Here is a 14,673-nt window from a genome sequence, read left to right on the forward strand (position 1 = left end):
TCAAATTTAAAATTTAAAATCCCATGATCATAAGCCATAGCCATAAATTTATTTCTTTTGCCATACCAAAAACGGGTACCCATGCTGTTCGCTTTGCCCTAAGACCTTTTCTGGAAGTTGGAGACGAAGAACAGGTAGCACTTTTTCATCATTCAAAATTACAAACGGGAGATTTTCAGAAGCGCAAAAATGGGCATATCACTGCACTTGAGATCAAGCCTCACTTAAGTCCGGAAATATGGACCAGCTATCTAAAATTTGCTTTTATGCGCAACCCTTATGAACGGTTTGTTTCGGCTTGTTTTTTTAAGCACCCGCTACTAGCCAAAGAACATGCCAATACAACCAAATGCAGGGCATATATGAAATTATTGATTCAGAGAGAATCAAATCATACCAGTCTTTTCTTCAGGCCTCAATGTGATTATATTATGGATGAAAAGGGCAAATTGATGGTTGATTTTATTGCCCAAACTGAAAACATGGATAAAGACCTTGAAAGTATTTTTTTTAGGCTAAATTTACCTTTTAAATCTCCAGCAAAAATCAATTCTTCTAATCATCTCCCCTATATGGCCTATTATGATGATGAGTTAAGGTCTTTGATCAGTCGTTTTTATAAAAAAGATTTTGAACAATTAAAAACAGACGATTTTTAAAATCCAACATATAAATTAAAGAGCTATACCAATTATCCTCTACTCCAACCCTAAAGGTTCCAATTCCCTATGGTAATTCAATCTACTCGATCAAAGCAGGGAAAAAGGTATTCCACTCTGAAAGCCATCAACCACCTGAGCATTTTTTAAAGCTGTACTAGAAGGTTAACAACAATTGGATACAATAATAAAATCACAACATAACTCTGATTATTAATTGTAAGGCTATTTTAAAACCTTTCTTAAGAAGAATACCAACCGTCTTCACCTTTAAGAGCCCCGGCCCATCCACTTTCGGTTTTTTGAATATTTTCTGTTAAAAATTCAGGATTAACCCATTCTTTTTTTTCTTTTTGATTGCTGTTTTCTGTCGAAGCCATTTTTTTATTAGTTTAAAAATTAATTCTTTATAAATTTAAATAATAAAACCGTAAACTCAAATTTTTATTTTAAATCACAGCCAAAAATTATGCAAGATTTTAAAGATGTAAGAGATATTGGGGTAATCGGAGGAGGGACTGCAGGCTATTTTACGGCACTGTATCTAAAAAAAAAATTTGGCGATAAAAATATCACAGTTATAGAGAGCTCAAAAATCCCAATAATAGGTGTTGGGGAAGCGAGTACTCCTCTACTTCTAAAATTTATTCACAGCACCTTGGGATTTTCAGTTCACGAATTTTTCAACGCCACCAAACCAACCTTTAAATTAGGGGTGAAATTTAATTGGGGAAGAAAAGAGGACAAGCATTACTTAAATCCTTTTGGCAGAATGGATACCATTGCTTCTTTAAGATACAAGCAAAGCTTGGATTACACTTCACTTACTACCCGAATGATGGCGGCCGATAAAGCTCCTTTTATCAGCAAAAATGGAGAGGTCTTACCCATAAAAGTCAAAAGCGGCATGGCTTATCATATTGATAACGAGCTACTTGTTAAATACCTTAAAGAAAAAATTCGACTTGCCAAAATAAATCATATAGATGCTAAAATTGAAAAAACATTCCTTAAAAATAATAACAGCGATATAGATTATATACAAACGGATCAACAGAAAGAGTTGAATTTCGACATGTATTTTGATTGTACAGGGTTTTCCAGCTATTTATTGGGCAAAGCCTTAAAAACCAATTGGGTGGACTATGGAGATAGCTTAATGACTAACTCAGCCATCTTAGGTAAAGCTAGCCATACAAATGGAATAAAACCCTATACCACAGCCTCAACCCTGAATCACGGTTGGCTTTGGGAAACCCCTACACAAAGAGAAAATCATTTGGGCTATGTTTATTCTGATAAATTTTGCTCAGCAGAGGAAGCCAGAAGTGAATTGAGAAAATATTGTCCAGAGATAAATGATGAAAAAGTAATCCGTTTCAAATCGGGGCGATACGAAAAAAGTTGGTCAGGCAATACCATAGCCATAGGTAATGCTTTCGCTTTTGTGGAGCCTCTGGAATCTACAGGTCTGCATATGATTATCCTTCAGCTGGAAAAGTTTGAAAAATACCTGAAAAATGAAAAAACCCTTGAAGCAGCACAAGCCAAATATAATTCTAAAATAAATAGATCCTGGGACTATATTAAATGGTTTATAGCCCTTCACTTTAAGTACAATGAAAAAAAAGACACTCCCTTTTGGAAAATGGTTAGGGAACATACAGATTTGTCAGGCATTCAGGATTATTTGAATTACTATAAAAAAAATGGCCCTTTATTTTTTAATGAAAACAATGTTTTAAATCAACAATTACAGAATACTATATTTGGCACTTTTTCTTTCGACTTGGTCATGCTTGGAAGTGGATTCGGATGGGAACATATAGTGGACAACCAACCTCAAAATGGGGCCGCAGAAAAAATTATAACTTTCAATGAAAAAGTCGTGGCTGATGCGCTTTCACATGAAGAGAGTCTTTTTTATTTGGAAAACAACCCTTCGTTTAGTTTTCGGTGAAGCTAATTCCATCCTTTACAGTTTAGATTTTTGTTTGATAATATAAAACATAAGCTTTGATAAATACCCAAAATTACCTGGGTGAGGTTCTTCTAATATCTGTAGGACTTTATCTCTATCGAAATAAGGCATATTCTCTAATTCATCAAAATTAGCTTGACCAAAGGCTATTATTTGATCTAAGGCATCCCTTTGAAATGCCTTGATAAAAGGGACTGATGGCACCTTACTCTTTCTTTTGTCAATAACTCCGTTGGGAATATAAGGCCGGATGATTTCTGTAAATAGATACCTGCTCTTACCTTGGTAGGCTATCGTATCAAGTGGTAGCGCATATATGTATTCCAAAAGCCTGAGGTCCATCATAGGAAACCTGTAATCCACCCCGAAATGACGACCAACCAAGCCATGGTCTACTATGCGTTTATTGATTCCAACCTCAATAAGATAAGTGCTTAGGTAATCGCTTACCTCTATCGTAGATTTCACTTTGTACATGGAAGGCTCCCTATCCAGAAGTTGGTGCTTTTCTATTATTTTTCTTTTCAAAGGGTTAGAAGCATACTTTTTTTTGCTTTTTTCTTTATACGTTTTAAGAACTGAGTCCCCTTGCAAAAATTTGATAGAAAAGTAAAGCCATTTAATAAAAGCCATGGGAACATCATGCTTTCTTCTGATGTCTTTCCACAGCGCCCAGTACTTCTTCTTCAAGGCCAAAGGCCTGTAAAAGCCACCTAAAGTGAGGGTAGCTGCCATGTCTCCACCCCAGCCTGAAAACATAACTCCAATTTTTTCTTTTTTGGCTTGTTTTAAAAAGGCAGCGGTAAGGGTGGGTAGAAAATTCATATCTACCTCATCCTGTACTTTCGTCATTAAATTTAAATGATCCTTCTCCGTAAAATCCCGCTCATCGAATTTTCGCCACTGAGAAAGGAGGCCGTTTTCTTTACAAAACTCGTGCATTAGATCCCCTTCATCAAATTTATCTAATTCTTGGGTAGGCTGAAGGGCTTTACCGAAACTAAAACAGGACAGATCACCTCCTTTGCCCAAATAATTAACAATCGCAGCCCCAATACCTGTAGAATCCAAGCCTCCACTGAGCTCTAGGCCAAGCCGCTTATTGGCTCTCATCCTATCCTTAACCGAAAGGAAAAACAAGTCTTTAAATTTTTCCAACCTTTCTTCATGGGTTTCAGGAATTGTGATGTTATGGTCCCCTAAATTCCAATATTTTTTTAGGGTTAAAGTTCCTGCTTTAAAATGCATCCAAGTCCCTGCAGGCTGGGCTTCTATTGCATTATAAAGTGTTCCTTCGGATGAAGATGGTCCATCTAAAAAAAAAGTTGCGGCCAAAACAAGCTCATTGAATTCTTTGGACATGCCAGGATAAGCTAAAACCCCTTTTATTTCAGAAGCAAACACCAATTGCTCCAAGTGAATGGCATAATAAAATATTTTAATCCCCAACTGATCTCTTGCTCCAAAAAGCTCCTCCTTTTCACAGTCCCAAATAATAAAGGCAAAATCGCCTATCAATAGTTTTGGGGTCTCCTTGCCTTTTTTCGCATAAAGGCGAACGATAAACTCCAAATCGGCCATAACCTGATCTGGTTCCAGCTTTAATATTTTTCTTAAGGCTTCACGGTTATCTATTCGACAGTCCCCTACAATAATGAAATTTTCGTACTTATAAGGCTGAGGTGCTAGGTCGGATTCAGGTACATTATACATTTCTAAGCAGCCCATAGAAAGCTGATCACTTGTAAACTTGCCCTCTCGGTCTGCAGACCAATGTCTCAACGGGGTAGCCATTTGTTCTAAAAAATCGCCTTTCCCTGTGAAACCAAAAAATGAAGTCATGTTTTTCGTTTATTTTAAAATTTAATTATAATTTCCATTCTCAATCCTCTAAATTTACTATATATAATGGGTTTGATTAAGACCTTGACAAAAAAACAGTAAATTATAAACTCAATTTAAATAACTATTCATGACCAGTAAGCAAATTAGCAGAAGTGATTCTTATGTTTTTAACGAAATAGAAGGGGACATTGTCATGATGGATGTAAGCAATGGTTCTTATGCCACATTAAATGAAACGGGTAAAAGCATTTGGCTGCTCTTAGAAAACCCAAAGACCATCGGTGAAATAACCGAAGCTTTATTAGCGGAATACGAGGTTTCAAAGGAACAATGTGAGAAAACAGTCAATGAATTTCTGAAAAAAATGGCTGAAGCAAATGCCATCGTCATCAAATAGCCTTTTTCCTTAATACCACTTATTTTTATTTTATTTATTTTTAAATATTGCAACAGCTTGCCTCCCTCTACTCCTTTTCACCTGAAATGAAGGTGCTTTTCTCTTCCATAAAGGCATATATGGTACAGAAAGCAAATGGGAAAGAAACTGAAATAGCTGTTGATGAACGAAAAGTATTGAAGCTGGCCAAGTTTCATCGCATTCGCCCACTGCTTTTTGAGTATGACAAGAAGACCGCCTTGTTGTCTAAAAAAAACAAAGAATACCTAAAGATATTTGTCACACAAAATGCACTAAAAAACCTAAAGGATATTTACCACACAAAAAAACTACTCCAACAATTCGAAACTGCCGGCATACCCGCCATATTACATAAAGGTCTCCAATACCAATTTGAAATTTATGAGAATCCTCAACTAAGAGAAAGGGGAGACATTGATGTTTTGGTTCAAAAAAAAGATGTGCTTCCTTGTATCAATATTTTAAAGGATCAAGGCTTCGGTTCCGAAATTTTAAATCCTGACCAATCAGAAACTGAGATAGGTCAGCATATTGAGAAATTGCTTTCCTTGAATTATATTTACCAATTGCCTTTAAACAACAAAGATTTATTACTGGATTTTCAGTGGGGAGTGAAAAGTGACTTTCACAGCTTTCATTTTCCCTATCCTTCGATTTTTTATAAAGCCACTTTCAAGGATTTTTATGGAATAAAAGTCCTCCAGGTAGATAAAGAAAGTTTGTTCTGGCTTATGATCATTCACCATGGTGGTAAAGACCAATGGATGCGTTTGCGCCATCTTTCAGACCTCTCTGCCTATATGAAAAACTACAGTAACCAAATAGATTGGGAAGCCATACTGGTCACTGCAAGGAGCTATAGATTGCAACAAGTCCTATTGGATGGATTTCAATATTTAAAAACATTACTATCCATTTCATTACCTGCTCCAATTGAAGAAAGACTGGAAACCCATGAAAACAGGGTATATAAAATGGTGTTTAATATATGGCAAAACTGTACTTGGGGAGACAGTCGTTTCGAATTAATAAGTTTGTATATCCGATACCTAAATCGTGACAATGGGAACTTTGACCCCGGATATTACATCAAAAATTTACAACATCATTACCAGAAAAAGCAAGCGATGGCATATCCGGAAAAATATACACCAACTGATTTTATATACGACACCATTAAGCTCCCAATAAAATTATTGCGAAATAAATAAGGAGCAACTATCGCCTACCAAATTTTTTCCACCAGGGCTTGTCCTGTATATCGTGGTAACCATAGGCACTTACATCTGAAGTATAATAGCCGTATTGGTAACCATATCCATGGGTTCCATGTACATCATTAAGCACTGCATAAATTTTATGAATACCCCCTTTCGTAGACAAATCGTTACAAAATTGAATATTCGCCAAAGCAGAGTATTTCTGTCGAAAAACAAAAAAGTTTATGTCTGAATATTTCATCAGTTCTTTGGTTTCGGATACCAATCCTACGGGAGGACAATCTAAAATCACTACATCATAAGCTTCCTGAATTTCCTTGATTAATGTACTGAAATTTTCTTGTAGCAGTAATTCAGCGGGGTTTGGAGGTATAGGACCAGACAATATTACATCCAGGTTCTCATAACCTGAAGGCTTAACAACTTCTTTCCAAGAAACCCCTCTACTTAAGCAGGTACTTATTCCTTGGTCATTTTTCAACCCAAAATCATCTGCAATCTTTGGTTTTCTCAGGTCCAGACCGATCAAAATTGTTTTTTTTCCCATTAATGAATAAACCGAAGCCATATTAATAGAAATAAAAGTTTTGCCTTCACCAGAGATGGTAGAGGTAAACAGCAAGGTCAATTTGTTTTTATTATTACTTAGATAGGGAATATCTGCCCGTAGACTACGAAAAGATTCAGATACAGTGGACCTGAGGTGATTTAACACAGATAGCGAATCTTTCTCCTTGTGTCGGCCTATCATCCCAACCAGAGGTACTACCAAGGCCTTTTCTAGTTCTTTTGGGTCCTTCACCTTTTGGTATAGAAAATCTTTAACCGTAATGATAAGGACAGGAATAAAGAATCCAATAAGTAACCCTATTATTAGATTAATCATGGATTTAGGTGCGATGGGTACCGAAGCGGCCATTGCTTTATCCAAAATTTTGTTATTCGGTTTGTTTGAAGCAAGGGTAATTTCCGATTCTGCCTTTTTTTCTAAAAGATAAATGTAGATGTTTTCATTGATGGAAAACTTCCTTTGCAACCCAAGCATCACTTTCTCGGTTTCAGGCAATTTAAAAACTTCACTTTCAACAATAGAAATTTTATTTGACAATTCTGCCAGATAATTCTCCAAATTTTTTATGGCCGATCTGACATTTTCTCCAATGGCTTCTTTGGTACTTTGAATCTTATTTTCTACTTCCCTGATCACAGGTGTTTCAAGCGAATAATTGGCTGTTAACCTGATTTTTTCGGCTTGTAACTCACTCAAGCCTACCACCAAGGCATTCAATAAGGGATCTCCTTCACCGGCAATAGAAGGAGCAATTAAGCCATCTACCCTATCTTCTTCTATGTAGGTTTTTAAGGTTTGGTAATATTGAAGATTTACACCAACCTCTGATTGTTGTTTTTCCAGATCTTGAAGCTTCATGAAAATCTGCGCACCCTCCTCACTTAGGTTGAATACCTTATTTTCAGTACGAAACTGTTCCAGCTCGTCTTCAAAAAAGGAAAGAGAATCAGAAATGCCTCTTAGCTGCTCATTAATAAAAAATATGGTACTCTTCGCTACCTCATTTTTTTCTCTCAATTCACGGTCGAGGTAGGTATTCATTAAGGTATTTAAATATTCTTGCCCCATTCTCCTTACGGGTGTCTCCAAAGAAAGATTTACAACTGAAGAAAAATTGTTTGAGGAGTTGACCTGAAGTAAGTTCGTAAAGGATGTAGCTAAGGAAGGTGTATCTTTAAAATAAAACAATACCTCCTCCCCATTGCTGGCAAATAAATTTGAAACCGTAAAATTAAAATGCTGACCAGTAATTGCTTCACCAAAAGAATAAATACCTTCAGGCGTATTATTTCCAGAACCAACTGAAGTTTTGTAAAAAGGGTCAAGCGGGTTAAATAAACTAAAAGTGCTTTCCACAATTGAAAGCTCGAAACTAGAAGCATCCAACACGCTTAATTTGAACAAACCACTGGTAAGTTGTGGATTTGACCAATCTGCTTTCACTACTATAGGTACATCTCCATATTGTTGGCTGTTTTTCCATCGCTCCTCTCTTAAATAAATGGTATTGAAATTCAGTTGGGAAAGCGTTTCTTCTGCCAATGCATGGGATTTCAAAATACCCAATTCATTTTCTAATTTATATCGAGTTTGGAAATTCCTGAATCCTGAAGGACCAAAAATATCAGCCCCCAAACTCTGTTCTTCATCTTTAATTACAATTGAAGAGTTGACGATATAGGTAGGGTTGGTAGATTTGTTGCTATAATAGGCCACTAACAGGCCAACAATTATCCCTAACAAAATCCAAGGCCACTGCCTAAAATACTTGAATAGTATTCCTTTGATATCAAACTCATCCTTTTTATTTACCTGAAAAGGAATGAAATTCGGTGGTAAAGAATTGGCTTGGCTCATGTTAACGAATGGCTATGTTTAAGATAAGCGCTACAGCAGAAATAGAGGAAACAATTAAGGCAAGCGACTGAGCAGCATTTTCTCCGGAACCTATTTCTCTCACCTTCATAGGTTCTGCGTAAAGTTGATCATTGGGTTGAATAAAATAATAAGGAGATTGAACGATCTTTCTATCCGTTAAATCAATGGTATGGATCTCCGTACCTTCAGGGTTTTGTCTGATCAATATTAAATTGTCTCTTTTGGCAACAGTGGTAAGATCACCTGCATGCGCAATGGCTTCAAAAATGGTCATTCTATCCTGCAGAACAACAAATTTTCCAGGTTTTCTGAATTCTCCCAAGGCACTGTACCTGATACCCCCAAGTTTCACTTTCACATACAATTCCGTTTTTACAAAAGCTTTGACCTTTTCCTCAATGACAAGTCTTGCTTCCTCAATGGTTTTGTCAATCACGCTCACCTTTCCAATCATGGGAAGCCGGACAAAACCCTCTTTGTCTACATTGTAGCCATTCATATAGTAGATATCTCCTCCACTTTGTGCAACTTGTCCTACCATGGAATTTTGAGTAGTTTGCTCACCCAAAACATTGAACCCATCCCTAAGAAGATCTTCTACAGTTTTTATATTTACATCGATTATATCGTTGTATTGTAAACGATAATCCGGAATTTCATAGGTGATCACCTTTCCATCGGTAAGGTTTTCTAAACCCTCTTTGTTTTGAAGGTATATTATTTTCTTGTTAGGCACACAGCCATAAAAAGTACTTAAGAAAACACCAAAAAATATAAACAAAATGTACTTCTGCATAGAACTGTTAGGTCTTGATTGGGACATTGAAAAATAAAGTGATATCCTGCCAATCAAAGATACTTTATTTATTCAAAAATCCTAAAAAGTTCTTGAATCTAAAATTCAGAAATCATCCTTTTTCTTAAAAAAAAGGCCTCCAAATTTAAATTTAGAGGCCTTTTGTGAAAAATATTAAAATATTCAATCCATTTTTATTACTTCAATTGTTGTAGGTTTTTCTGGAATAATTTGAGCTACTTTCTCCGTTTCTGTATTTACATTATGGGTTAAACCTAACGGACTGTCCAAAGGAATATATGGTGCAATCACGATGGATACGATAGAGGTTAATTTGATCAGAATATTCATGGAAGGTCCAGAGGTATCTTTAAATGGATCACCAACGGTATCACCTGTCACAGAAGCTTTGTGTGGTTCTGATCCCTTGTAATACATCTCGCCGTCAATCATTACCCCTTTTTCAAAAGATTTCTTTGCATTGTCCCAAGCGCCTCCTGCATTGTTTTGGAAGATCCCCATCAATACACCAGATACGGTAACTCCTGCTAACATACCACCAAGCACCTCATGCCCAAAAAGAAATCCTACCACTATGGGAGAAAGCAAGGCAATGGCTCCTGGTGCAACCATTTCTCTAATGGACGCTTTGGTAGATATTTCAATACATTTCTCATAATCAGGTTTAGCCTTATACTCCATTATGCCTGGAATCTCTTTGAATTGCCTTCTCACTTCATTGACCATGTCCATGGCAGCTCTCCCCACTGCTGCTATAGCCAAGGCAGAAAAAATAAAAGGAATCATGGCTCCAACAAATAATCCTGAGAGCACATCTGCTTTATAAATATCTATGGTTGAGATACCAGATATACCAACATAAGCAGCAAACAATGCCAAGGCAGTCAAAGCAGCGGATGCAATTGCAAAACCTTTACCACTGGCGGCGGTGGTGTTACCTACTGCATCAAGAATATCTGTTCTTTCTCTTACTTCTTTTGGAAGGCCAGCCATCTCAGCAATACCACCTGCATTGTCAGCAATAGGACCAAATGCATCGATAGCAAGTTGCATGGCAGTAGTAGCCATCATGCCTGCAGCAGCTATGGCCACGCCATACAGACCTGCAGCCATATAAGAGGTAAAAATACCTGCGGCCAATACTAAAACAGGAAGTACTGTAGATTGCATGCCTACAGCCAGGCCACCAATTATATTCGTGGCATGACCGGTAGAGGATTGCCTAATGATAGCATTCACCGGACCTTTTCCCATGGCGGTGTAATACTCCGTAATGATACTCATCAAAGCACCCACAATCAAACCAATGAAAACTGCTCCAAATACGCCCATTTTAGTAAATGAGGCTGAATTTAACCGTGACATTACCAAATCGCCCTCTGGCAACATATAATCGATTACAAAAAAGGAAGCTGCGACCGTCAATAATATTGAAAACCAATTGCCTCTATTTAGCGCTGCCTGTACATTGCCATTTTCAGATTTAATTTTTACAAACAAGGTTCCTACGATAGAGAACACAAGACCCAAGCCAGCAATTACCAATGGCAATAGCACTGGTGCAATTCCCCCAAAGTTATCATTACTTACTATTTCTCTACCCAACACCATGGATGCCAAAATAGTGGCTACATAAGAACCGAATAAATCTGCTCCCATTCCGGCAACATCACCAACATTATCACCAACATTGTCTGCAATAGTAGCAGGATTACGTACATCATCTTCTGGTATTCCTGCTTCTACTTTTCCTACAAGGTCAGCACCTACGTCAGCTGCTTTAGTGTATATACCTCCACCAACTCTAGCAAAAAGAGCGATGGACTCAGCTCCAAGAGAAAATCCAGCCAAAACTTCCAGCGCGGTTTCCATCTCATGCCCATTGACATCTCCCCCTGTAGAAACAACAAACATGTTATAAAAAATAATGAACAAACCACCCATACCTAAAACGGCTAGTCCAGCAACTCCAAGTCCCATAACAGTTCCTCCAGTAAAGGAAACATTCAAGGCCTTGGCCAAGCTTGTCTTTGCTGCTTCGGTTGTTCTTACATTTGATTTAGTGGCAATCTTCATCCCTAAGTATCCGGCAAAGGCGGAAAGCACAGCTCCTATTACAAAAGCAACCGCTATGACTGGGCTGGAATTGTCTAATAAAGTACCGGACCAACCTAAAATAATGGCAGCGATCACCACAAAGTAGCCCATCACTTTCCATTCTGCTTTAAGAAAAGACATCGCTCCCTTGGCTATATAACCAGCCAACTCCACCATGTTTTCATCACCTGTAGGTTGTTTAGTAACCCAGGCTGATTTTACGGCCATAACCACTAGGCCAAGAATACCCAAAAAAGGGACCAAATAGAGAAATAATTGTTCCATTATTAACTGTTATAAAGAATTGGATTTATTTTTAATTTCGACAAAGATATTATTATTCCCATTCCATTCAAGAAAGTATTGCTAAAAGATACTAATCGCACACAATTAGTGTAATATTCTATCAAAACTCAGTAGGATTGCACTATTAATGACAAAACATCGAATGAAATCGTAATTTTCAACAAAAAATCAAATAAATCGCCAAAATGATGATTTTTTGACAAAACACTTTACCAGCAAATAACCATAGGTCAAGAAAGAAAATTACCGCTTGATTAATCATTGATAGGATTTAATTAATAAAATTTTGGTATTTGCTTTAGATTAAATGCCATCAAACTGACTAAAAGATAAGGGCCTCCTTTATAGAAGGTACAGTAGCAAAGCCTACTGAATATCAAATATTAAACAAGCCGTATGGCGCAAAAGTAGGACCATTGCCATCACATAAAAGAGTGTAATAATTCTTACATGCATTACTAAAGTTAACCACTATGAATTTTATCAAATCAAATTTGCACCTATTTTTATTTCTAATTGCTTTCTGCAAGTCCCCTATTGTTGGCTTTGGTCAAGAAAATGGGCTTACCTTGGCAGTTTTTGATATAGATGCGACACCCCCTATCGGTAGCTTACTGGCTTATGATCCCTTAGAAAAGAAAGATGACTTAGGATTACGTGCTAAAGGCGTAGTGATTTCTGGAAGTGGTTTGCCTATCGTTATTTGCGCCATTGACTGGATAGGAATCGCAAATGAAAGTCAGGATGCATTTAAGGAAACGCTTGCTAAAGCTGCTTCTACCATTCCATCAAGAGTTGCAGTTCATACCTTGCACCAGCACGATGCTCCTATAAGTGATTGGGGGGCGGAGAAAATTTTAAAGGATGCAGGATTAGATCCTAAAGGGTATGAAAGTTCTTACGACAAGGTGTTACTGCAAAATTTAGAAGCGGCAATAAAAGAGGGCATAAAGAATGCCAAACCTATAAGCCATATTGGTACTGGAAAAGGGATTGTTGAGAAGGTCGCTTCAAATAGAAGAATTCTAGGGGATGATGGACATGTAGCTTATACTAGAACATCTGCTACCAAGGACAAGAAAATCCGAGATTTCCCAGAAGGTATAATAGATCCTGAGGTTTCATTGGTAAGCTTTTGGAATGAAGAAGAGCCAGTGGCGGTATTTAGCTACTATGCAGTGCATCCCCAAAGTTATTACCTGACCAAAATTGCCAATCCAGATTTTCCAGGGATAGCGAGGTACATGCGTCAATTGGCCGTTCCAGAAGCAATGCATGTTCATTTTAATGGTGCTGGAGCAAATGTAACTGCCGGAAAATACAATGACGGCGCCAAAATTAACCGCAAAATTCTTGCTGAAAGGCTAGCGGCAGGTATGGAAAAGGCTTGGAAAAATACAGTAAAAACTAAAATCACCAAAGAGGATGTTTATTGGCAACAAGAACCCATTCTTCTAAGTCCAAAAGAAAGCCTACCCGAAATTGCCCAAGAAATGCTTACGCAAAATGCCAGGTGGCTTACCAATAATGTTCAAAAGTTGGCTTGGTACAACAGGCAAGCACTTGGTAAAAAGATAGATGTTAGCTGTTTGGCCATAGGAGACGTAAGAATGCTACACTTACCTGGAGAACTTTTTATCGAATACCAGTTGGCCGCCAAAGCCGAAAGAAAAGATTTGTTTGTGACCATGGCAGCCTATGGGGATTATGGCCCTTTCTATATAGGCCCCTCCTCAGCCTATTCAGAAGGAGGATATGAAGTGGGTACCAGCCCCGTAACTGCTGAAGCAGAACCCATTATTATGGGAGCCATTAAAAAAATGCTTCATAGCGCTATTCCAAAAAACAAATTGGATAGTCCGCTTGTTTTGGCATCTGAGAGCGAAAATCCTTTGAGAACATTGGAACAATGGGAAGAAAGGAAAGCCTCATGGAAAAACAACATGGCTTCAATCATGGGTACGCTTTCTTCAAGAGCTCACTTAAAAAGTCCAGAAGTAAAATATTTGGACGCTACAGTAGAAGCAAATTATACAAAGCATCATATTTCCTTTGCAAGCGATAAGCGAAATGAGGTTACGGCCTTCCTTTATATTCCACACAGCATTAAAGTAAAAGCACCAGCTATGTTGGTACTCCACAGTACAGGCGACCTAGGGAAAAAGATAGTTGATGGACAAGGTCCTCTGGAAAACAGAGGGCTGGCCAGTGAATTGGCAGAAAAAGGTTATGTAGTTATCGCTCCCGATTACCCAAGCTTTGGAGAACAAAAGGAACATGATTTTGCTACAGATGGATTTGCTTCAGGAACCATTTTAGCGGTATGGAATCACATGAGGGCCGTAGATGTACTTACCAATAGGACTGAAGTAGACCCGGAAAGGATAGGAGTTATCGGTCATTCTTTAGGTGGGCACAATTCCTTGTTCGTCGCAGCACATGATACGAGAATAAAAGCAGTGGTTACAAGCTGTGGATGGACACCGTTTGATTACTACGATATTGGAGAGGCAGGAATCAAGAATTATGGCGGAAGATTAGGTCCTTGGGCTCAAGACCGGTACATGCCAGCTATCAAAAAACTACTGCCTGAAGCACAGCTACCCTTTGATTTTACTCATATTATCGCCTCTATTGCTCCAAGGCCTGTTTTTACCAATGCGCCAATAAATGACAGTAACTTTTCAGTAAAAGGCGTTAAAGATGGAATTGCTGAGATACAACCAGTATACAACTGGCTGGGTTACCCAGATAATTTAATTGTGAGGTATCCTGAAGCTGCCCATGATTTCCCGTCAGACATTCGAAAAGAAGCTTATTCTTTTTTAGATAATGTTTTTGGTTTTACGCCTGTGAAAAAACTGGACTTTGAAAAATAATC

The 14,673-nt window shown here is 37.8% G+C and carries 10 protein-coding genes; 5 read left to right on the forward strand and 5 right to left on the reverse strand.

The genetic code is table 11. The features are described 5' to 3' along the window. Nucleotides 1–23: 23 nt before the first annotated feature. On the forward strand, nucleotides 24–659 hold the full coding sequence (locus AAC073_RS15635; RefSeq protein ID WP_339924723.1) for a sulfotransferase family 2 domain-containing protein: 636 nt from the start codon (nucleotides 24–26) through the stop codon (nucleotides 657–659). Nucleotides 660–901: 242 nt separating this feature from the next. Here the strand turns inward: AAC073_RS15635 and AAC073_RS15640 are convergent, their stop codons facing one another. Further along, a complete protein-coding gene (locus tag AAC073_RS15640) occupies nucleotides 902–1,039 on the reverse strand; it encodes a hypothetical protein (RefSeq protein ID WP_339924724.1) in 138 nt (45 codons plus the stop codon). Nucleotides 1,040–1,128: 89 nt separating this feature from the next. Between AAC073_RS15640 and AAC073_RS15645 the strand changes: the two genes are divergently transcribed. Then, nucleotides 1,129–2,619, forward strand: a complete 1,491-nt coding sequence (locus AAC073_RS15645; RefSeq protein ID WP_339924725.1) for a tryptophan halogenase family protein — start codon at nucleotides 1,129–1,131, stop codon at nucleotides 2,617–2,619. A gap of 15 nt (nucleotides 2,620–2,634) precedes the next feature. Here AAC073_RS15645 and AAC073_RS15650 read toward each other — a convergent pair whose 3' ends face one another. Then, nucleotides 2,635–4,482 carry an asparagine synthase-related protein gene (locus AAC073_RS15650; RefSeq protein ID WP_339924726.1) on the reverse strand — a complete coding sequence of 616 codons (1,848 nt, stop codon included), beginning with the start codon at nucleotides 4,480–4,482 and terminating at the stop codon, nucleotides 2,635–2,637. A 130-nt stretch (nucleotides 4,483–4,612) separates the two neighbouring features. Here AAC073_RS15650 and AAC073_RS15655 point away from each other — a divergent pair, with 130 nt between their 5' ends. Together AAC073_RS15655 and AAC073_RS15660 are read left to right on the forward strand one after the other, a co-directional pair. After that, nucleotides 4,613–4,882 (forward strand): PqqD family protein, encoded by a 270-nt coding sequence (locus tag AAC073_RS15655; RefSeq protein WP_339924727.1) that lies wholly within the window; start codon nucleotides 4,613–4,615, stop codon nucleotides 4,880–4,882. Nucleotides 4,883–4,929: 47 nt separating this feature from the next. Then, nucleotides 4,930–6,114 (forward strand): nucleotidyltransferase family protein, encoded by a 1,185-nt coding sequence (locus tag AAC073_RS15660; protein WP_339924728.1) that lies wholly within the window; start codon nucleotides 4,930–4,932, stop codon nucleotides 6,112–6,114. A 7-nt stretch (nucleotides 6,115–6,121) separates the two neighbouring features. On the opposite strand, the gene AAC073_RS15665 is transcribed toward AAC073_RS15660, so the two are convergent. The 3 genes from AAC073_RS15665 to AAC073_RS15675 all read right to left on the reverse strand — a co-directional run bounded on the left by AAC073_RS15665 (nucleotide 6,122) and on the right by AAC073_RS15675 (nucleotide 11,771). Further along, nucleotides 6,122–8,551, reverse strand: coding sequence for a polysaccharide biosynthesis tyrosine autokinase (locus AAC073_RS15665; protein WP_339924729.1), 2,430 nt, complete (start codon nucleotides 8,549–8,551; stop codon nucleotides 6,122–6,124). 1 nt (nucleotide 8,552) lies between these two features. Beyond that, nucleotides 8,553–9,368 carry a polysaccharide biosynthesis/export family protein gene (locus AAC073_RS15670; RefSeq protein WP_339924730.1) on the reverse strand — a complete coding sequence of 272 codons (816 nt, stop codon included), beginning with the start codon at nucleotides 9,366–9,368 and terminating at the stop codon, nucleotides 8,553–8,555. 183 nt (nucleotides 9,369–9,551) lie between these two features. After that, the gene (locus tag AAC073_RS15675; protein ID WP_339924731.1) at nucleotides 9,552–11,771 is read right to left on the reverse strand and encodes a sodium-translocating pyrophosphatase; all 2,220 of its coding nucleotides are present in this window, start codon (nucleotides 11,769–11,771) and stop codon (nucleotides 9,552–9,554) included. A 494-nt stretch (nucleotides 11,772–12,265) separates the two neighbouring features. Here AAC073_RS15675 and AAC073_RS15680 point away from each other — a divergent pair, with 494 nt between their 5' ends. After that, nucleotides 12,266–14,671, forward strand: coding sequence for an alpha/beta fold hydrolase (locus tag AAC073_RS15680; protein WP_339924732.1), 2,406 nt, complete (start codon nucleotides 12,266–12,268; stop codon nucleotides 14,669–14,671). The last annotated feature ends 2 nt before the right edge of the window (nucleotides 14,672–14,673 follow it).

The organism is uncultured Cyclobacterium sp. (assembly GCF_963977555.1).
GTDB lineage: Bacteria > Bacteroidota > Bacteroidia > Cytophagales > Cyclobacteriaceae > Cyclobacterium.

What these genes read in the sequence shown, in the direction of transcription:
- AAC073_RS15635 (WP_339924723.1), top strand. Translation starts at nt 24, where the DNA reads ATGATCATAAGCCATAGCCATAAATTTATTTCTTTTGCCATACCAAAA.
- AAC073_RS15640 (WP_339924724.1), bottom strand. Translation starts at nt 1,039, where the DNA reads ATGGCTTCGACAGAAAACAGCAATCAAAAAGAAAAAAAAGAATGGGTT.
- AAC073_RS15645 (WP_339924725.1), top strand. Translation starts at nt 1,129, where the DNA reads ATGCAAGATTTTAAAGATGTAAGAGATATTGGGGTAATCGGAGGAGGG.
- AAC073_RS15650 (WP_339924726.1), bottom strand. Translation starts at nt 4,482, where the DNA reads ATGACTTCATTTTTTGGTTTCACAGGGAAAGGCGATTTTTTAGAACAA.
- AAC073_RS15655 (WP_339924727.1), top strand. Translation starts at nt 4,613, where the DNA reads ATGACCAGTAAGCAAATTAGCAGAAGTGATTCTTATGTTTTTAACGAA.
- AAC073_RS15665 (WP_339924729.1), bottom strand. Translation starts at nt 8,551, where the DNA reads ATGAGCCAAGCCAATTCTTTACCACCGAATTTCATTCCTTTTCAGGTA.
- AAC073_RS15670 (WP_339924730.1), bottom strand. Translation starts at nt 9,368, where the DNA reads ATGCAGAAGTACATTTTGTTTATATTTTTTGGTGTTTTCTTAAGTACT.
- AAC073_RS15675 (WP_339924731.1), bottom strand. Translation starts at nt 11,771, where the DNA reads ATGGAACAATTATTTCTCTATTTGGTCCCTTTTTTGGGTATTCTTGGC.
- AAC073_RS15680 (WP_339924732.1), top strand. Translation starts at nt 12,266, where the DNA reads ATGAATTTTATCAAATCAAATTTGCACCTATTTTTATTTCTAATTGCT.